This window comes from Acinetobacter sp. ABJ_C5_2, from assembly GCF_044538485.1.
Classification (GTDB): Bacteria; Pseudomonadota; Gammaproteobacteria; order Pseudomonadales; family Moraxellaceae; genus Acinetobacter; species Acinetobacter nosocomialis_A.
Genome location: NZ_JBIUCS010000016.1, coordinates 35,680 through 55,773, shown reverse-complemented (window position 1 = coordinate 55,773; position 20,094 = coordinate 35,680). Strand labels below are relative to the sequence as shown.

General features: G+C 38.5%; 17 protein-coding genes. 5 read left to right on the top strand and 12 right to left on the bottom strand.

The window, feature by feature from the left end; genetic code table 11:
• Window positions 1-17 precede the first annotated feature (17 nt).
• Entirely contained in the window at window positions 18-521 is a 504-nt protein-coding gene (locus ACH8JV_RS13320) for a low molecular weight protein-tyrosine-phosphatase (RefSeq protein ID WP_263613939.1), read from the bottom strand.
• Window positions 522-823: 302 nt separating this feature from the next.
• A complete protein-coding gene (locus ACH8JV_RS13315) occupies window positions 824-1,051 on the bottom strand; it encodes a 4-oxalocrotonate tautomerase family protein (RefSeq protein WP_396521752.1) in 228 nt (75 codons plus the stop codon).
• 62 nt (window positions 1,052-1,113) lie between these two features.
• On the opposite strand from ACH8JV_RS13315, the gene ACH8JV_RS13310 reads away from it, so the two are divergent.
• Entirely contained in the window at window positions 1,114-1,587 is a 474-nt protein-coding gene (locus ACH8JV_RS13310; RefSeq protein ID WP_396521750.1) for a winged helix-turn-helix transcriptional regulator, read from the top strand.
• 201 nt (window positions 1,588-1,788) lie between these two features.
• Here the strand turns inward: ACH8JV_RS13310 and ACH8JV_RS13305 are convergent, their stop codons facing one another.
• Both ACH8JV_RS13305 and ACH8JV_RS13300 read right to left on the bottom strand, forming a co-directional pair.
• On the bottom strand, window positions 1,789-2,331 hold the full coding sequence (locus ACH8JV_RS13305; protein WP_396521748.1) for a cysteine hydrolase family protein: 543 nt from the start codon (window positions 2,329-2,331) through the stop codon (window positions 1,789-1,791).
• Window positions 2,332-2,612: 281 nt separating this feature from the next.
• The gene (locus tag ACH8JV_RS13300) at window positions 2,613-2,972 is read right to left on the bottom strand and encodes a YcgJ family protein (protein ID WP_396521746.1); all 360 of its coding nucleotides are present in this window, start codon (window positions 2,970-2,972) and stop codon (window positions 2,613-2,615) included.
• A 299-nt stretch (window positions 2,973-3,271) separates the two neighbouring features.
• Here ACH8JV_RS13300 and ACH8JV_RS13295 point away from each other — a divergent pair, with 299 nt between their 5' ends.
• Together ACH8JV_RS13295 and ACH8JV_RS13290 are read left to right on the top strand one after the other, a co-directional pair.
• Window positions 3,272-4,429: an iron-containing alcohol dehydrogenase gene (locus tag ACH8JV_RS13295; RefSeq protein WP_396521744.1), complete on the top strand. Its 1,158-nt coding sequence runs from the start codon at window positions 3,272-3,274 to the stop codon at window positions 4,427-4,429.
• A complete protein-coding gene (locus ACH8JV_RS13290; RefSeq protein ID WP_396521742.1) occupies window positions 4,429-4,863 on the top strand; it encodes an acyl-CoA thioesterase in 435 nt (144 codons plus the stop codon). The genes ACH8JV_RS13295 and ACH8JV_RS13290 overlap by 1 nt, the downstream gene beginning before the upstream one ends.
• A 48-nt stretch (window positions 4,864-4,911) precedes the next feature.
• Here the strand turns inward: ACH8JV_RS13290 and ACH8JV_RS13285 are convergent, their stop codons facing one another.
• From ACH8JV_RS13285 to amvA, 5 genes are all read right to left on the bottom strand, one after another.
• Window positions 4,912-7,140 carry a phosphocholine-specific phospholipase C gene (locus tag ACH8JV_RS13285; RefSeq protein ID WP_396521740.1) on the bottom strand — a complete coding sequence of 743 codons (2,229 nt, stop codon included), beginning with the start codon at window positions 7,138-7,140 and terminating at the stop codon, window positions 4,912-4,914.
• A gap of 324 nt (window positions 7,141-7,464) precedes the next feature.
• Window positions 7,465-9,546 carry a DNA polymerase III subunit gamma/tau gene (locus tag ACH8JV_RS13280; RefSeq protein WP_396521738.1) on the bottom strand — a complete coding sequence of 694 codons (2,082 nt, stop codon included), beginning with the start codon at window positions 9,544-9,546 and terminating at the stop codon, window positions 7,465-7,467.
• Window positions 9,547-9,669: 123 nt separating this feature from the next.
• Window positions 9,670-10,302: a metalloprotease secretion chaperone CpaB gene (cpaB, locus tag ACH8JV_RS13275; protein WP_396521736.1), complete on the bottom strand. Its 633-nt coding sequence runs from the start codon at window positions 10,300-10,302 to the stop codon at window positions 9,670-9,672.
• 22 nt (window positions 10,303-10,324) lie between these two features.
• Complete coding sequence (gene cpaA / locus ACH8JV_RS13270; RefSeq protein ID WP_396521734.1) at window positions 10,325-12,106, bottom strand: metalloendopeptidase CpaA; 1,782 nt, start codon at window positions 12,104-12,106, stop codon at window positions 10,325-10,327.
• A gap of 257 nt (window positions 12,107-12,363) precedes the next feature.
• Window positions 12,364-13,842 (bottom strand): multidrug efflux MFS transporter AmvA, encoded by a 1,479-nt coding sequence (gene amvA, locus ACH8JV_RS13265; RefSeq protein WP_396521732.1) that lies wholly within the window; start codon window positions 13,840-13,842, stop codon window positions 12,364-12,366.
• 125 nt (window positions 13,843-13,967) lie between these two features.
• On the opposite strand from amvA, the gene ACH8JV_RS13260 reads away from it, so the two are divergent.
• A complete protein-coding gene (locus ACH8JV_RS13260; RefSeq protein WP_396521730.1) occupies window positions 13,968-14,546 on the top strand; it encodes a TetR family transcriptional regulator in 579 nt (192 codons plus the stop codon).
• Window positions 14,547-14,593: 47 nt separating this feature from the next.
• Here the strand turns inward: ACH8JV_RS13260 and ACH8JV_RS13255 are convergent, their stop codons facing one another.
• The 3 genes from ACH8JV_RS13255 to ACH8JV_RS13245 all read right to left on the bottom strand — a co-directional run bounded on the left by ACH8JV_RS13255 (window position 14,594) and on the right by ACH8JV_RS13245 (window position 18,245).
• The gene (locus tag ACH8JV_RS13255) at window positions 14,594-15,853 is read right to left on the bottom strand and encodes a serine hydrolase domain-containing protein (RefSeq protein ID WP_396521728.1); all 1,260 of its coding nucleotides are present in this window, start codon (window positions 15,851-15,853) and stop codon (window positions 14,594-14,596) included.
• Window positions 15,854-15,924: 71 nt separating this feature from the next.
• On the bottom strand, window positions 15,925-16,779 hold the full coding sequence (locus tag ACH8JV_RS13250; protein ID WP_396521726.1) for a MaoC family dehydratase: 855 nt from the start codon (window positions 16,777-16,779) through the stop codon (window positions 15,925-15,927).
• Between the two features lie 74 nt (window positions 16,780-16,853).
• Window positions 16,854-18,245, bottom strand: a complete 1,392-nt coding sequence (locus tag ACH8JV_RS13245; RefSeq protein ID WP_396521724.1) for a 3-oxoacyl-ACP reductase — start codon at window positions 18,243-18,245, stop codon at window positions 16,854-16,856.
• A 235-nt stretch (window positions 18,246-18,480) separates the two neighbouring features.
• Here ACH8JV_RS13245 and ACH8JV_RS13240 point away from each other — a divergent pair, with 235 nt between their 5' ends.
• Window positions 18,481-20,049, top strand: a complete 1,569-nt coding sequence (locus ACH8JV_RS13240) for an acetyl-CoA C-acetyltransferase (RefSeq protein WP_396521723.1) — start codon at window positions 18,481-18,483, stop codon at window positions 20,047-20,049.
• Window positions 20,050-20,094 lie beyond the last annotated feature (45 nt).

Here is a 20,094-nt window from a genome sequence, read left to right as displayed (position 1 = left end):
TATTGATAAACCTATTCTTAAACATTCAATTGTTTTTTTAAGACATTAATCCATGCCAGAGTACTTGATTCACATTGGTCAAGTACGCGCTCGAAGCCATCATCACCCCCATAGTAAGGATCAGGCAAAGCTTGTTTTGGATATTGAGGATCATGTTCACTCATTAATGCTACTTTTGCTCGAATTTGATGGCTACCAAATTGAAAGATAGCGCTTTGTAGCAAATCATGAATATCTTCAAAGTTCTGATGATCCATTGCCAAAATCAAATCAAAATCTAAAAAGTCTTGAGTTGAAAGTTGTCTGGCACGTAAAGATGATAAATCATAGCCTCTTTTCTTCGCATGCAGTTGGCTACGCTGATCAGGTGCTTTATTCGGATGATAATTGCTCGTTCCAGCTGAATCGACAATGACATTGAGTTGATGTTTATCACAATAATGTCTGAAAACAACTTCGGCCGTGGGAGAACGGCAGATATTTCCTAAACAGACACATAACACCTTATACTGCGTTTCCATTAGAAATTTATTCCAACCACTTGAATTACATATGAATAAGTATTTTGCACGTAAAATCTTGCAAAATCCTGACTAAACTATCAATTGTTGTCAGGTTTGAGTTGACCATTGTGACAAGTTGCATTTTGTCAAAACTCAGATGGCTTGAAAAGGAAAATAATGTTTATCAATAGATTAAAAGTTGATAAATCAGTCGATAAAGTAGCTAAAATTGTATTTTTATTTTCATTAGATACGCTAAATATATTTTCAGCAAAACCATGCTCAATTATAAAAGCCCTACTCATAGGGCTTTAAATAAATCACTTAGATGCAGTCATTAACTCAATCATTTCCTTTGTTGGCCTTAAGCTACCTAATTGCCACTGTTCAGGTTGATATTCATCAATTCGAATCCAAACATGCTCTCGAAAAGCTGGATTACCCTTACCCTCTATTTCTACAAATAAGTCTGTTATCCGTTTAAAAAGTTCGGCCTTACTGTCTTTATCGAGTAAACCTTCTATAGTTTGTATATTTATAAATGGCATAATGCTACCTGAATTAATGCTAGGTCTGAATTATAGACCCATCCTAATTGGAGCTTCCTCTAATGTCAAATCAAATTATTCCAGACCATAAATTTCCCGTAGATGTATGTGGAATCTTTAAAATTACTGAAATATTGAATGACAGATGGACAATCCTCTTGTTAAGAGAAGCTTTCTATGGGATAACAAAATTTAATGATTTTTTAGTAAATACAGGTATATCAAAGCAAATTTTATCTAATCGTCTCAAACATCTTATTGAATTAGAAATATTTGAGTTATCAATCTATAAAGAAGTAGGTGTACGAGAGCGCAAAGAATACTTACTTACCAAAAAGGGTAAAAGCCTAAATATTGTTTTGCTTGCTATGCTTGAGTCTGGCAGTAATTTTATTGAAGCAGATCGGGATGTTGTTAAAGTTTTTAAGAGAAATTCAGATGATGAACTCAAATTAAAACTTGTTAATTCATCTAATCAAGTCATAGATCTGAATAATCTGGAATTGAAACTAACTCATCGCGACAATAAGAAATAAATTTTTGTATGTTCCTCTCTTTTATGTTTAAGCCTAAACGAAAGATATTTATAGATAATATAAAAAAAGCCTACTCTTTCAAGTAGGCTTCCCCTTATGACTTTGCGCTGATCATTAAGGTTTATTGTTGTTTAAGGCAACATCTCAATTTTACAGAAATACTTAATAATTGAAACCCTACCAATCGCTAATAGTCATTATTTAATACAGAAACTCTTCAGTAGTTTTTACATTGGCAAAAGCATTACTAAAAACTTGGTTGTGATGATCAATTATGTGCTGTGCATCTAAAGTTATAGAATCAGATGTTGTATGAGCATCAGAGATTAAAGTTACTTTATATCCAAACTCTGAAGCAGCTCTAATAGTCGTATCTATACAATATTCTGTTTTCATCCCAGTCACTATGATTTCATCAATACCAAGTTTCTCTAAAACTTCTTTTAAGTCAGTATTCTTGAAACTACTCGGGTATCTTTTCTCAATGACAATATCTTTATCTGAATTAACAGATAAATCTGCGATCAACTGAGTATTTGGACTATTTGGATCTAAGGGCGTATCTTTCTCACCAACATGACGGACAAAAATAATTTGCTTGCTATTCGAGCGATGATGTTCAATCAGCTTGAGAATATTTGAAAGTATGAGTTGATGGTTGTATGGCATCGACTTTGCTCTGACTAGACCATTTTGCATATCAATGACGAGTAAAGCTGATTTTGAGTTATTACTTAAGTCCATAATCTTTCTCTGTAAAAACCAATAATGAGCAGAGAAAAATAAACCCAGCCATTATTGGCTGGGTTGGGGTATCTTATTAAGTCGCTCTAATAAAAAATCACACGCAGCCTTTTTTTAAAGGTCGTGGTGGTGGTATTGATTTTTTTTAGTAAACAGTACATGAGTTAAACTTGCTCATCATTAAAGCGTAATTAAACATAGCATAATTTTTTCTTAAAACACAAAATTTTGTCTTTTAAGTTATTGATCGTTTTAGACAAACCTTATTTAATACAGGAAAATTATTTATTTTTAAATAACTTATCAGTCATATTTCTATCAATTTTGCTACGATGACCATTCTCGAAATATCGATCGACATGGCATAGTCTTGTTTTGGTATCACAGAACACACCATTTGAAAGTGTAAATGCTGAAGTATCAAAATCACCTTGAGAGAACGCTTTATTCGCTTTATAAGTGCCTAAGTATTTAGCTGTAAGTTTTTTAGAGATGCCCTTTTTGTCTGCGCAAATGTATTTGTCACAAATTACACCCTCTTGAGGTGAATATACACCAGAGTTGGTTTTTGCCATCGCTGCGGAGCTAAGCATGAAGCAAGTGCATCCAATAACACTAAGTAAAGTTTTAGAAATTTTCATTTTTTAGAACCGAATAAAATTATAAATTGTTAAGACATTATATAAATTAGAAGCTAGCCAGAAAATCTATAGAGCCCTATAAATAACAAAAAGCCCACCGTTCAATGGCTTCTTAAATAACTTGTGCATCGCCTGAATATCCGATTTCGAGCACATAAAAACAGTGCTCATCTTATACAACACTCAACATAATTGCCCCAGAACTACTTTATTTTAAAGTGTCTTATGCTAAGTTATTTAAAGATTGAATCTTATAGAACCGTTCAACAATAATTTTCAAGAATAAGGAAATAACGTATATGAGCCATTTTCAATTTCAAACCGTTCCAAACATCATCTCTGGCTTAGGCTCTATACAAGAATTACAAAATGCTTTGTCATCAAAAGCTTACCGCAAGTTATTACTGGTCACCGATGCAGGCATGATCAAAAATCAGTTACATCTACCCATTCTTCAAATTTTAGATACACTCAATATTGAATATGACATTTATGCAGATGTACAGGCTGACCCACCAGAACAAGTGGTCTTAGATGCAGCCAATTATGCAAAACAGCAAAATGTAGATGCCATTATTGGTTTTGGTGGTGGCAGTTCTTTAGATGTTGCAAAAGTTATTGCTTTACTCGCACATCCCAACCAAACTCAAAACCTACAAGAAATGTACGGGGTAAATCAGGTCAAAACAGCCCGACTTCCTCTTATTTTAATTCCAACGACAGCGGGTACGGGCTCGGAAGTAACGCCTATTTCAATTGTGACTACTGGAGAGACAACAAAAATGGGGATTGTCTCTCCAGTACTATATGCCGATACAGCAATTCTTGATGCTACCTTTACTCAAAACTTGCCGGCGCATATTACTGCTGCAACAGGTATCGATGCGATGGTGCATGCCATTGAGGCATATACTTCTAAACACAAGAAGAATATATACACCGATATTTTAGCTAAGAATGCTTTGAAGCTACTAAACCATAACTTACCGAAAGTTCTTAAAGATGGTAATGATTTAGAAGCACGTCAAAACATGCTGTTCGGTTCAATGCTCGCAGGTCAAGCATTCGCAAACTCGCCTGTTGCCGCTGTACATGCTTTAGCTTACCCATTGGGTGGTCATTTTCATTTATCGCATGGGCATACCAATGCCTTAGTGTTGGTTGAAGTATTAAAATTTAATGCACCTAATGCAAAAAAATACTATGCAGAGCTTATGCAATGGCTAGATCCATATAGTAATGGCAGCACTGATGGTTTGTGTGATCTGTTTATTGACCATATGCAGAACCACTTAGACCGTAGTGGCTTGACCTTAAAACTTAGAGATTTGGGTATTGATGAATCGAGTTTACCCAGACTTGCACAAGATGCCATGTTGCAAACTCGCTTGCTACAAAATAATCCACGAGACATGACAGAAGCCGCTGCTTTGGCAATTTATCAGGCGATTCATTAATGACTAAACCCGTTTTAAAAACCCGAGATCAATTTAAGTTCTTTTTAGATATTCAAACGCGTTGGGCAGATAACGATATTTATGGTCATGTGAATAATGTGACTTACTATAGCTACTTCGATACAGCAGCCAATGCATTGCTCATTCAGAAAACAGGTTTTGATATTCATGAAGCAAAGTCAATTGGGTTAGTGGTTGATTCAGCTTGTAGCTTTTTACAAGAGTTATCATTTCCAGAAATTATTCAAGTAGGTGTTGCGATTGGTAAAATCGGTACGACTTCACTACGTTATGAATTGGCAATCTTTAAACAAGGTCAAGATCAAGCCTCAGCTCAAGGGCATTTTGTGCATGTGTTTGTTGATCGCGAAACGCGTAAGACTGTGCCAATTTCCGAGAAAGTTCGTGAGGTTTTAGAGAATTTCTTATTATAAAAAATGAGGCAAAAAGAAAATACACAGCTCTTTTTGCCTCGTTTTAGCTTACATCATTGCGGGATCACTAAAAGAGTCTTCACCCGTTTCAACTCGACCAGCAAAACGTCGGTAATAGTATGGATCACTCTGGCTCGTGATTTCAAAATCATACCAATGCCCGACATCAGCCAAAGCCCAATGTTGCTTAACAACCTGCCCCGCCTTTACGGTAAGTTGTAACGGCGCATCTTGTCGATATGCACAAGGTTTTACCGTCAATATTGCATCCTTGGTACCATCATTCATGAGTTCAACATACACATCGCCATTGGCAATGTCATAGCACACTCGAATTTCAGGTTTAACACTACTATCGACAATATGTTGAGTATCACCTTTAAAGTGACGATGGTAGCCATTTGGGCCAAGTACCCATAGGTCATAACGGCCCAAGTTATCTTTTAAAGCATCCCATTCATCATCTAAAGTTTTATTCGGCTCGACAATATAACGCTTTGGAATACGATCCAAGTTGAGTTTGTCATAAACATGAAAAACCGCAGCTTGTGTACCTGTATTAGAGAATATTAATTGCACTTTGCCATCCGCTTTACAGCGCGCACTGGTATGCAATTCGTAAGGTAGCGCACGCGACAAACGTATGCCACTTTGCTGGATCGGCAACTTAATATCGGTTGGTACAGGTACAGCAGGCAAAGCTTCTTGATTTACCCTTAATGTATCTGCCTGCACACGTGTTTGTTTACCGCTCAGCTGCGGTAAAACATCTGCATTTGGAGTTTTAAAGTTAAATGCACTGGTTAAATCACCACACACTGCACGGCGGTACGCACTGATATTCGGCTCTTTAACCCCAAAACGTTTTTCTAAAAACATGAGTACAGAGGTATGGTCAAACACTTGCGAATTGACCCAGCCACCACGGCTCCATGGGGAAATCACATATAACGGAACACGAGGACCCGGACCATAAACACGACCATCAGGTGTAGGCTGAGAATGGCTTCCTTCAGGCGCAGCGTGGTCAAAATATTCATCCTGCATATCGGCACTACTTAATGTCGATTTGCCAGCATACTGACCATTTGCAAGTCGTGATGGTGCTGATGGCGATGGCATATGGTCAAAGTAGCCGTCATTTTCATCGAAGTTTATAAGCAGTGCTGCTTTACTCCACACCTCTGGTACAGCAGTTAATGCATCAATAATTTCTTGAATAAACCATGCCCCTTGGACAGGACTTGAAGGGTCTGGATGTTCGCAATAAATTGAGGGCGCATTAATCCAAGACACTTGAGGTAACATACCTTCACGAATGTCGCGTTTAAAAGCATCGAGGTATTCTTCAGGCTTATTGCCCGGTAGTGTATTTGCAATGCCTTTATAGAGTGGATTTTTGGCATTATCCGTAGCAGAGTCATAGGCTTTATACGGTAGTTTTTGGCCCGTATCTGCATATGGTTTGTTTGGTTCACCACCACTTGCAACTGGGTAACCAGAAGCAATGTTTGCCTTTCTAAAGGAACGAAATGCACCAAGCATATTATCGCCCCATTCATCCGGCATATTTTGATAGCAAATCCAACTTACCCCAGCTTCTTCCAAACGTTCGGCATAAGTCTTCCATGTATAACCGCGATCTGCCGTAGCGGGGTTACCATCAATCCAGTCCCATTCATTGTTTACAAATGAACGCTTGGTCGGTGTTGTACCATTTGTACCAGTCAAATGATAAGAACGATTTGCATCTGTTCCAGTGTGCATAGAACAATGGTAGGCATCACAAATCGTAAAGGCATTAGCAAGTGCAAACTGATAAGGAATTTCTTTTTCTTTAAAATAGCCCATGGATATATCGGTTTTATAGGTTGGCCAGTTCGCCATACGGCCATTATCCCATGCCAACTGACTATCGTTCCATGTATGCGGTGTGCCATCTGCACGCTGTGCATTGTTGGCTGTACCGTCTAAATGAAAAGGCGTTAAAACTTGCCCATTGCGTCTAAGCTGTTCCCAAACCTTACGACCATTTGGCAAGGGAATTGTAAAGCGGTCAGCAAAACCTCGAACGCCTTTTAACGTACCAAAGTAATGATCAAAAGATCGGTTTTCCTGCATTAAAATAATAACGTGTTCAATATCTTGAATAGTACCCGTTTTATTATTTGCAGGAATTGCTAAAGCTTTTTGAATACTAGATGGAAAAGCTGCCAATGCCGCAGCACCAAAACCCATATTTAAAGAGTAATTTAAAAATTTACGACGTGTAATCATGATCAGGTTCTTTTTATTATTTAAGTTTAAGGAGCACAGCGCATTACAGGCTTTTTACCTGTCTCTGGTGTATTTGAATTATCATTTGATGAGTCGTTACAACCACTCAGCAGAATGGCGCCGATTAATAAAAAATAAGAATATTTAAAGGAAGTTGTTCCTGTGCATTGCCTTTTCATGACGATATATAGTCCATTTAAAATCTAAAATGGCTAACATAGAAAAGTACAATGACAGTGGCGTGACTCGAATATTTCAATCCAGTGAAAAATATGAAAATTCTATTATTTTCACATTTCTCACCAGATCAAAATTTATGTAAATTTAAGGCTTTAATTGAATATTTTGGAGTTCGCCATCAAAAGTTTCTATGAGGCTTTTAATGACAGGTTGTTGCTGTAATAGCTCTGTCGCTCTATGGAAAGCTTTTTCTTTACGCATGCTTTGCATGACATAGGGTGTAGATGTATTAACTGCACCATACTCAACCGTAAATTGAGTATTCGGCCATTGCTCATTTAATGCATCAATAAGGCCTTGCTGTAACTGGGTCAGCATATTTTCATATTCTTGAGGAATATGGAAAACCGTGTTACCACCAATTTCTCCAGTCATTACACCATGTTGAGCAAGTTCTTGGACGGCTGGAGAAAGCTGGCTGTTTCTAAACCAGTATTCCCATTTTTCAAGTGTCCACTCACCTTCCAAAACTTGAGCAGAAAGCTTCAAAATATCCTGAGGCATCAACTGCCCGTTATCAGTTGCACTAGACTCTTTTACAACTGGAGCAGTTTCAACAACCACTTCGGGTTGCACCAATGGTTGCTGCTCAATAATAGGTTCAGAAACCAAGTCATGAGTTAAAGGCGCATCCTGACCAAGAGAAAACTCAGTATCAGATGTTTCAAACAAACCTTGCGGCTCAGCCGTAAAAGTTGGCTCGGGTTCAATTTGTTTGGCCTGAGTTTCAGCCTGAACTTGTACTGCCTTTTGTTCTGGCACGGGAATGAAATCCTCTTCCAGAACACTAATTGTTTCTTGAACAACTGCTGACTCAAGCCCAATCAGCTCATGATGATTTGGGTCAAATACCATTAAATCCTGATTAGACTGCGGTTCAGGTTCAGGTTCAGGTTCAGGTTCAGGTTCAGGTTCAGGTTCAGGTTCAGGTTCAACAATAGCGGGTTGATTAATAACTTCAACCGGCTGAACAGTACTTACAGGTGGAATCTCTTGAACTGTTTGCTGAGCTTGTTGATTTAGCCCTACTACTGCTTGTCCATTTTGTTGAACAGGCTCTGATACTAAAATTTCATTTGGCGCTAAAGGACGGAATGCCAATAAGCGTAAAATACACATTTCAAAACCTTGCTCTTGCGTTACGGCAAGTTGCAAGTCTGAACGACCTTTACATGCGATTTGGTAATAAAGCTGCAAATCTTGAGCAGAAATTAGCTTAGACAATTGCATGATTTTGCGATTAATTTCATCGCTATATTTCAAACTCAAATCAGGTAGATATTGCAAAATTGCCAATTCATGCAATGTTGAAATGAGCTGGTCAAGCACCAGTGAAACATCTAGCGCTTGATGTCTAAATTGCAATAAAAGCTGACTAACTTTCTCACGTTGGTTTTGATGAACCGCTAAAATCAAATCATAAATAATTGTACGGTCAATCAAGCCAAGCATTTCTTTAACATCTTGGTGATGTACCGCACCCTGACCATAAGCAATCGCTTGGTCAGTTAAAGATAGTGCATCTCGCAGTGAACCTTGAGCAGATTCAGCAATTTGCCAAATTGCATCCTGATCAGCAGTAATTTGCTCTTTTTCAAGAATAGCGCCAAGGTGCTTAGTAATTTCATCTACAGCTAAAGGTCGTAAAGTAAATTGCAAACAACGTGAAATGACCGTAATCGGTAGCTTTTGTGGGTCAGTCGTAGCAAACAGAAATTTAACGTGTTCTGGTGGTTCTTCTAGTGTTTTTAATAACGCATTAAAAGAATGCGTCGATAACATATGTACTTCGTCAATCAGGTAAACTTTAAAACGACCTTGCGTTGGCGCATAAGGAACGTTGTCTAAAAGTTCACGCGTATCTTCTACTTTTGTTCTTGAAGCAGCATCGATTTCGATCAGATCAATAAAACGGCCTTCGTTTACCGCCTTACACGTTGCACAAACTTCACATGGTGTAGAAGTCACACCTGTTTCACAATTCAAACACTTGGCTAAAATACGTGCGATTGTAGTTTTACCTACACCGCGTGTTCCTGTAAATAAATAAGCATGGTGAAGACGACCGCGTTCCAATGCACTACTTAATGCACGAGAAACATGGTTTTGCCCCACTAACTCATTGAAATTACGTGGACGGTATTTTCTAGCAAGTACTTGATACATGTATGCTCCTTGTTACAGGCATAAGCATACTTTGTTTTTAAAAGAGTGTGAACGCATAAAGCTCATATCCGTACAGATAAACTGCGAACTGACTTCTTTTCTCTACCAGAACCATTTATTTGTCTAAGGATGATCATGATGTAGCTCTTGATCAGTTACACCTTCATCCATGGTTTGGACCAGCCCTACACCATCCTTAATTTCAGCCGAATAATTTCCTTTCTCGGTAAAAATTTGCATGATCGTGTAGTGGTCTTTTTGACTTTGAGTAATGGTAAAGAAATTCTGATTTGGATCGCCCTGATCAAATTTTCCAGTCCACCGAACAATATCTTGATCAACAGGTTCGATCTCTACAATTTTTCCTGTGCGATTAATGCCATATTCCAACATTTGGAACTTAACAGTGTCACCTACTTTTTTAAGTTCAATCACATTTGGATCATATTTAATGACCATACCTTTCGCATTTTTAAGTAGTGGAAAATTAATATTAGAAGGAAGCTGATCTTTTTCTATTTCATTAAAAACAATTTGTTGCCTAGACAAATTTTCCTTTTCTGACGGACTCAAATTCAGCATATTTTGACGAGTAAATTCATTCTGGCTATCTGCCACTTTTGTCCCAGACTCTTGCCGACTTTCTAAAGGCGATGTTAAAGCAGAAGAGCTTTGCTGTGAAAAAGCAAACCAGATTAAAACTGCTAACGCCACACAAGCGATAGCAGTTCCTATTAACAATTTATTTTTGTTCATTAGTTACAGCTAAAAATAGAGATTAGTTATATAGAGAAATTTTCTGTACATTTAAGTTAATGACACTGACCGCATCAATTTTTCCTTCTGCACCTAAACGTACACCATATTTAGGGTTATACAGATACGGGCTAGAGTAAAAATTAATATTATTACCACCCATTGCGGTACTTCCTAACGGATGGGCAAAACCTGAACCAATATTGGTTGAACCATTATGGTATAGGCCAAGATTATGGCCGACTTCATGACGCATAGCTGCAACAGAACAACCTGCAATATCATTTGCACCAATCATGTTATATGCAGAAGCATTAATCCAAGCCCAGCCACAACCACCGTCACCAGGTTCATTACCTTGATAATAAACACCGTCTGCCAATACACGTTTACGCTCATTTTGTACCGTCGTGTCATCTCGTCCAGTAGAAATTGCTTCTTTTAAAGTGGCAGCAGGAATTTTATAAGCCAGATAACCTACATCTCTTAAGTAAAAGCGTGCATTCGAATTTTCAGCAGTTAAATTCGTTAAATTTACGCCTTCAATCATTCTAAGTTTTGCAGCGCTCTCACCTAAAATTGAATTTACTTCTGGGCTAGAAACCAACAACATATCAATTGTATAACTATCTACTATCCAACCTTGAGCGGTGTAAATAAAACGGCGGTTTTCACCATTTTTAATTGCTGTCGACAAACCATTAGCAGCATTAATATAGGTGTCTGCCGATGCATTCGACACAATAACCACCTTATCCCCGACTTGAGCTTGAGCTGGTAGCTGCAAGGTCGGCTGCCAATTTGATGTAGACAGTTTTACCTTTAAAGTGGGCTGAGTCATATTCGGTAAAGTTGCAGGGATTGTTGCGGTTGAATCAATCACCTTTGTAGGTGAAGAGATCAGTTGCCAATATCCTTTGTCGCTTACATACATAAACTCATATTGATCGCCTGTTTTAAGCGTTAAAGTTGCTTGACTATTAACATTGGTATTATTAATTTTTGCAGACCAAGTCGCTGTAGACTTGATAATAATTCTATCTCGATCACTTGCAGTAGCAGGTAGAGTGAAATTCGAAACCCAGTTTCCATCTCCAAATGCAATTTCGGTAAGCGGACTACTTACCGCGGCTAAAGATGTTCCGATTTGCTGAACATTTAGCTTCTGAGATTTTATATATTCTGGAACCCATTTTCCTAAAGCAGAATAATATTTAAACCAATATTCAGAGCCATTTTTTAATGTGAAACTGCTTGGGAATAGTAAATTTGTTTTATCAATCTCTGAGCTTGCACTTGCTGTAGAAACAACTTGTACGGTTGTTCCGTCACGTACATCACTCGGTAATGCAATGGTTTGTGCCCATTTGTCATTCTGAATAAGTATTTTTTGCATTGATGCAGTGGTTAATGGAACGACTTCATAAGTCGCACCATTGGTAGGACTCACTGTTGCTAACTGAGCGATCCATTTATTTTGACTGCTATTAAAGATGAATTGATAAACATCTCCACTATTTATCTTCAACACTTCTAACGGAATATTCGTATTAGAAGTATCTAAATAACTACTATAGGCAGCACTAGAACGAATTGTAATTTTGTCCGAATTATTAGCACTTGCTGGTAAAGAGAGATTTTTGACCCAATTCCCATTTGCTAAAGAAAATTCTAAATCTGAATAACCAGATGGTATTGATCCACTATTATTATTCTGATTTGGTGAAAGTACAGTTGCGGCATACACAAGTGAAGACGCAACAATTGCTCCAATAATAAGTGATGTTTTTAATTTAAAATTCACAGCGGCCTCTTTTATTTGTTTTTAGATTTTCGAATAGCAGGTTAACAAACCATTTTTTTACAGTCAATTTTCGACCAATCAATTTTTCATTAAATTTCAATTACATGAATATTGAATCATTTTGAAATAAAAACATGAAATTTATTAAAGAATGGGTTGTTTATGAGAATTAAATAACTAATTTTATTATAAAGAAAATATTAAAAAAGACATTTGAGAGTAAAAAGAAAGATAAATCTCTCTTTTTACCCTTTATTTTAGTTTACTTTCTTAGGAAAGCTAAACCAGACAAATACAGTTAAAAGGAAGAAACAAATAGCTGAAATAGTGAGTACCCAACTATGCGCATAGCTAAAAGCTTGCTGAGCAACTGCAATTAATTGCCCTCCCAAAGGGCTTTCAAGGTTAGAAGCTAATTGCATGGTTTCACCAATCGAGATACTCGCTTTTTCAATTAAGTTCGATGGAAGCTCTGCTGGTAAAATAATTGAGCGGCTATAAAACCAAGACAACATTAACCCAAAAATAGCGACGCCTAAACCAGCTCCAAGTTCATAGGCCATACCTTCAATCGCACCTGCTGCACTTGCTTTTTGTGGTGGAACAGATGACATAATCGCAGCAGTTGAAGCCAGTAAGGCAATCTCAATACTAAAGCCTAAAAAGACCATACACGTCCACGCTAAAAAGTGATTGGTCGAAAAGTTAAGCTGGGCAAGCCCCCATAGACTAAATCCACTTATTAAAATACCAACAGTAGATACAAGTCTAAGCCCCCACTTATTCAAGCAAATACCAGCTAATGGACCACCTAAACTAATTGCAATCATGAATGGAATAATAAACATGGCTGCCTGTAATGGAGAAAACCCATGCACAAACTGCAACTCTTGAGACAAGAGTAATTCAAAGCCAACCAAAGCAATCATGGAAACCACCGCCATCACAATGCTGGTAGAAATCACTGGATGTTTAAATAACTCCAGATCAATCATTGGCGTGGTCATTCTTTTTTGGCTTCGAATGAAGTGAATTAAAGTACTTATACCCACCACAAACATCACGACTGTAAGTACTGAGAAGTTGTACATCGCCGATTTGATTGAATAGATGAGGCTTAAAATGGCTACAACCAAAATTAAAGCTTGCCCCAAGTTAATTGGCTGATCAGTTTTCTCTTGTTGTTTTGGAATGATCATCGCGATCATGACTAGAACCACTAAAATAATCGGAATGTTAATGAGGAATACAGCTCCCCAATGGAAGTGTTCTAGCACAAAACCACCAACCAATGGACCAAAAGCTGCTCCGCCGCCACCCACTGTAGACCAAAGACCCAGTGCAAAATTTCTCTGCTTTTCTTCGGTAAAAGCATTACGAATGCCTGATAAAGTGGCAGGAATAAGCATCGCTGCCCCTAGACCTAAAACAGCACGGGAAGCAATTAAGACATAAGCTGTTGGAGAAAAAGCCGCAGCTAAGGAACCGACTCCAAAAATTGCAGTTCCAATAAATAATAATTTTTTAAAGCCAATACGATCACCAAGTGCACCCATCGGCAAAATCAAACCCGCCATAATCAGTGAATAAATATCAATGACCCATAAAAGCTGATTGGCAGTTAAATTTAATGCTGCACTTAAAGACGGTGTTGCAACATGCATCACCGTTGCATCAATCGTAACTGGTAAATAAATAAGGACGATAATTGTCAGGATTAACCATTTTTTTTGCATAACGCTCTTCAATATCCAAAACTTGGACATGTGTTCAAATCATGGTTATTATATACACAATTGGACACTTGTCCAACTTTTAGTTTTAATGTAATTTGTGTCGAATTCAGTCAGGTGAAAGAAACATGGCCTATCTTAATCGCGATCAACGCAGAGAAATGATTCTGCAAGCTGCCATGCAAGTTGCTTTGGCTGAAGGTTTTACAGCCATGACGGTACGCCGAATCGCAACAGAAGCACAAACCTCTACGGGACAAGTTCACCACCACTTTTCTTCGGCATCTCATTTAAAAGCTGAAGCTTTTTTAAAGCTCATGGAACAGCTTGATGAAATTGAACAAACCCTAAAAACGACTAGCCAATTTCAAAGGCTATTCATCTTATTAGGCGCAGAAAATATAGATAGACTTCAGCCCTATTTACGCTTATGGAATGAAGCTGAACTCTTGATTGAACAAGATGTTGAAATACGAAAGGCGTATAACTTTGCCATGCAAAGTTGGCATGAATCTATTGTGCAAGCGATTGAATGTGGCAAGAAAGAAGGTGAGTTTAAAAATACATCTAATTCAACAGACATTGCATGGCGACTTATTGCCTTTGTTTGCGGCTTAGAAGGTATTTATAAACTTGGTTTACAAGGTTTAGCTGAAGAAGACTTTAAGCGCCATACCGAAGCGATTATTCGCCTAGAATTATTATAAGTGTTTAGCTGGCATTGCTTAAAAATACCAGCTTTAAAATATTAAAATTAGAACCAGCCTTTACGGCCTTTTAAAATTTGGTCTGTACAACGTAAAGTTTCTTGAGTCAGCCCCCATAAACGGTAATCACCGGTGATTGAACCAATTTGAAAGTTATGCGTATAAGCAAAGCTAAGACCACGCTCAGGATCGCACCACGCTCCTGAACCATTGTAACCAATATGCCCAAAGCCATTTTTAGCGCGTTTACCCATAGTAATAATACGGTGATAGCCTAAACGCCAATTCATCGGAATTGGCATGACACGATCACGTGCATAACTTTGAATAGTACTAAGTTCTTTAAATACTTCTGGGCGAATCAATTGCTGTCCATCCCATTCACCTTGATTTGCTAGCATCGCATAAATTTTAGCAAGGCTATTTGCAGTAAATGTCCCGTTCGCTGCCGGAATGACTGCTTGCAGTCCCTCATCACTAAAGAAACTAAAATTTTTCATTCCTTTTGGAATCATCGCATCCTGAAAGTCTTGCGGGTCTTGACCCGTCCATGTAATCACTTTTTCAGAGAGTGAACTCTTACGCGTCTGTGGCTTTTTAGGTTTTTCAACTTGAGTAGACGCTGGTTTTTCTGGTTTTGGTTGAATAATTAGACGTGCTACACGATCCAACTCATTTGCAGGCGTTCCAAAATAAGCGCCATCTAACTGTAATGGCTCAACAAGATATTTTTGCATGAGCTGATCTAGAGATTGACCAGTTGCTTTTTCAAGTACGCCACCGACAAGCCAACCGAATGTTAAAGCTTGATAAGCATTACCCTCTCCTGCAAGGAATCTTGGCTTAGTCGCCGCGACCACATCTAACATATGTGACCAGTCGAGCATTTCTCTCGCACTTTCGATGATATTTCGAACATCAAACATGCCGCTTTGATGGCTTAGCACATGACGCAAAGTCATTTGCTCTTTTCCATTTTGAGCAAACTCAGGCCAATAGGTCGCAATCGGTTTGTCGTATTCTAAAAACCCTTCACTTACCAAAATATGCGCTAAAGTTGCAAGTACGCCCTTACCTGTAGAGTAGCAAACTGCCAATGTGTCAGGTTGCCAAGCTTCAGTTTGTGATTTTAGACCGGTGTAGATATCTACAACTTTTTGGCCTCTAAAATAAACCGCTAATGCAGCTCCACCTTGTCCGGTTCTAGCATCTTGAAGACGGCTAAATTGGTGAGCTAAATCAATAAAACGTTCATCTAAAATACCGTGATAGTTATGGGTATCGGCCAGTAAAATCTCTTTAATCACATGAAGTTCCTTGCATTTTTTGTTATTTTGCTCAAAAGCAGCCCAAACCTCTGTTCAGGCTGCTGATATTTTTATAACGCTTTTACAGTTCCTGCAACATGCGGTTTTTGTGATTTAGCATTACGAATTAAGAAATCAGTCTTTTTATCTGCATTTGCCGTTAAAAACTCAACTTTTGATGGCAAGAACATTGGTAGCTTAAACCATACATCTGCTTCATAAGCATTTGGTAATTCAAGATTCGCTAATGCTTTCGCTTTACTCCACATGCCATGCGCAATTGCTTGCTTAAAGCCAAATGCTTTTGCTGTAATGGCATGAATATGAATTAAGTTAAAATCACCAGACACTTTCGCGTAACGGCGGCCTGTATTTTCTAAAATATTCCACTCTGCCTTTGGCACATAAGCTGGTACTTGTTCTTCTTTGGCTTTCTCACTCACTCTTTTCTCAACTTTTTGGCGAGATAAATAAGTCGTTAAGCCTTCCATCACCACTTCATTGCCAACTTTTGCCGTGGTAATAAAGTCAAACTGAACACCTTTATCATGTGGTTTTAGTTCCCCAAATTTACATGACAGAGTGAGTTTTTCAGTTACGCCAATCGGTCTGGTCTGTTTAATCTGGTTACGAATATGCACTAAACCTAAAATCGGAAATGGGAAGGCTTCTGCTGTCATCATGTGCATTTGCAAACTTTGAGAAAGCACAGCCAAATAAATTGCGGGTACAAAGCCATTATTTTTGAAGCCACATACTTCGTTATAAGCTTTGAGGTGGTTCTGATCAATTTCTAGGGTATCTACCACATATTCAACTTGCGGTAATATTTTTGGACCTTTCGGTTTTTTAAAAATTAAACCTTGCACTACTTTTGGATAAGCCAATGCCGCTTTTGGTAGTTGACTAAAATGACGAGTATTCATACCTAACCTTTTATAATTTATAGATTCTTAAATAAAAAAGGGATGCACAAGCACCCCTCTTTAACTAAAAGTGCTTAAGCGCCCAACAAGCTTTGACCGCACACGCGTACAACGTTGCCATTTACACCTGTAGAAGCAGTTGATGCAAACCATGCAATTGTTTCTGCTACATCAACAGGTAAACCGCCTTGTTGCATTGAGTTCATACGGCGACCAGCTTCACGAATTGCAAATGGAATCGCAGCAGTCATTTGAGTCTCAATAAAGCCAGGTGCTACTGCATTAATGGTAATACCATTTTTTAGAATAGGTGCAGTAAATTTAACTAGACCAATGACACCAGCTTTAGATGCAGCATAGTTGGTTTGACCAAGGTTACCAGCAATACCACTAATCGATGATACACAAACAATACGGCCATTTGCATTTAGACCATCGTTTTCTAACAAGTAGTCATTTACACGTTCAGCAGCAGACAAGTTAATGTTAATGACCAAGTCCCAAAGCTCTGGCTTCATGTTTGCCAAAGTTTTGTCACGAGTAATACCTGCGTTATGAACGATAATATCTAAACCGCCTTGTTTTGCCGCAGCAGCTTTAATTTTTTCGCCTGCATCGGCAGCTGTAATGTCAATTGCCAATGTAGAACCACCAATGTCAGCCGCTACACGGTCAAGGTCAGCTTGTTGTTGTGGTACGTCTAAACAAATAACATGCGCACCATCACGTGCCAACACATGTGCAATTGCTTCACCAATACCACGACTTGCACCAGTTACTAATGCAGTTTTTCCAGCAAGTGGTTTTGCCCAATCAACATCAACTACATCTGCTTTAGATACACGAATTACTTGACCAGATACATACGCTGAACGTGGAGAAAGTAAGAAACGTAATGTTGATTCAAGATTTGCAGCGGCACCTTCATCAACATAAACAACTTGAGCAGTAATACCCTTTTTAAACTCTTTACCTACAGATTTGATAAAGCCTTCAAGTGCACGCTGAGCAATTGCCTGTTTTACAGTTTTTGCAGTTTCAGGTGTTGTACCAACCACAATCACTCGACCAGAAGTTGCAACTTGACGTGCAATCGGATTAAAGAATTTATAAAGTTCGTTTAACTGTTCTGAGTTTTGAATACCAGAAGCATCAAATACAACTGCTTTGAATTTTGATTCTTTGTCGCCTGCATTGAATGGGCGTAAATTTAAACCAACTTTTGCAGCTTCTTGCTGTAATGCAACATTATTGCCTACATAGCTGTCAGCATGAATATTGCTAAGTACTTGTGCAATCGCACCAGACAATACACTTGACGGCGCTGCGCCAACCAATACTGCACCATTCACTACTGGCTGAGCACTTTCAAAACGCTCTAATGCAACTGGTGATGGTAAACCCAGATTTTTAACAACGAATTTACCAATAGGAGATTGTGTAAATGCTTGGTATTGATCAGTCATGATTATTATCTCTCAAAGAAATGAATTTTCTACGACAGGCTTCATTATGTTATGAGATGGATAGAAACAATATGAAAGCAGTCGTTCATTAGAGTTACTCCAAATCATACTTGAGTTCATCTTTGGATGTCTTGACCTGAATGCTATCTACAATGTCATTCTAGTCAATACAGGTCTATTTGAATTGTGTTAATGTAGCTTATAAGAATATCGTTAATATGCTTGGAAAAGCCTTATGAGCAAGACAACTCAAGAAAATCCAGCAGTCGAGAATTCTGCTGAGGAAAAAGTGTCAAATACATCAAAGTCGGCTTCTAACACGGCTAAGCGTAACAGCACTACTCCTAAAGCAGCAACTAATACACAAAAAACGACACGTACTCGTTCAACGACTGCACCTGCACGTAGCCCTCGTAGTAAGAGCGCTGCTTCAGCAACCCCGTCTACATCTTCAAATGTAGCTGCAGCACCAAAAGCAACAAAAACCAAACCTTCTGTTCAACAGGATAAAACCATGAGTCAAAACACTGTTCGCCGCGTTGCAATTATTGGTGGCAACCGTATTCCATTTGCACGTTCAAATACTGCTTATTTCAAAGCGTCTAATTCTGACATGCTGACAGCAGCATTGAATGGTTTGGTTGAACGCTTTAATTTACAAGGTAAGCGTATTGGTGAAGTTGTTGCGGGCGCTGTTTTAAAACATAGCCGTGACTTCAACATGACTCGCGAAGTTGTATTGAGCACAGATCTTGCTCCTGAAACTCCTGCTTACGACATTCAAATTGCATGTGGTACAGGTTTACAAGCTGCTTTTGTTGTTGCAAATAAAATTGCACTTGGTCAAATCGACGTAGGTATTGCAGGTGGTGTAGATACAACTTCTGACGCGCCGATTGCTGTAGGTGATGGTTTACGTAAAGTTTTACTTGAACTCAATGTTGCTAAAACGGGTAAAGACCGTCTTAAAGCTTTAACAAAAATTGATTTTAAAAAGCTTCTTGATGCACCAAGCAATGGTGAACCACGTACTGGCCTTTCAATGGGTGAGCACCAAGCAATCACTGCTTTAGAATGGGGTATCACTCGCGAAGCACAAGACGAGCTAGCTGCAAGCAGCCACCAAAAACTTGCTGCTGCTTATGACCGTGGTTTCTTTGATGACTTAATGACTCCATTCTTAGGTCTTAACCGTGACAACAACTTACGTCCGGACAGTACAGTTGAAAAACTTGCTAAGTTAAAACCAGTTTTCGGTAAAGGTGAAACTGCAACAATGACAGCAGGTAACTCAACTCCGTTAACTGACGGTGCTTCTGTTGTATTGCTTGCTTCTGAAGAATGGGCAAAAGAAAACGGTCATGAAGTTTTAGCTTACCTTTCTTTCTCTGAAACAGCAGCTGTTGACTTCATTGGCAAAAATGGTCCTAAAGAAGGTTTGTTAATGGCTCCTGCTTATGCAGTACCACGTATGCTTAAGCGCGCTAACCTTAAACTTCAAGATTTTGATTTCTACGAAATCCATGAAGCATTTGCATCTCAAGTATTGTCGACATTGAAAGCTTGGGAAGATGAAAAATTCTGTAAAGAACGTCTTGGCTTAGATGCACCTTTAGGTTCAATTGACCGTTCTAAATTGAACGTAAATGGTTCATCTTTAGGTGCAGGTCACCCATTTGCTGCAACTGGTGGTCGTATCTTGGCTACTGCAGCTAAATTAATTAATGAAAAAGGTTCAGGCCGCGCATTAATCTCGATCTGTACAGCAGGTGGTGAAGGCGTTGTAGCAATCGTAGAGAAATAATTTTACGATTCCACCTAAAAAAAGCACCCTGATGGGTGCTTTTTT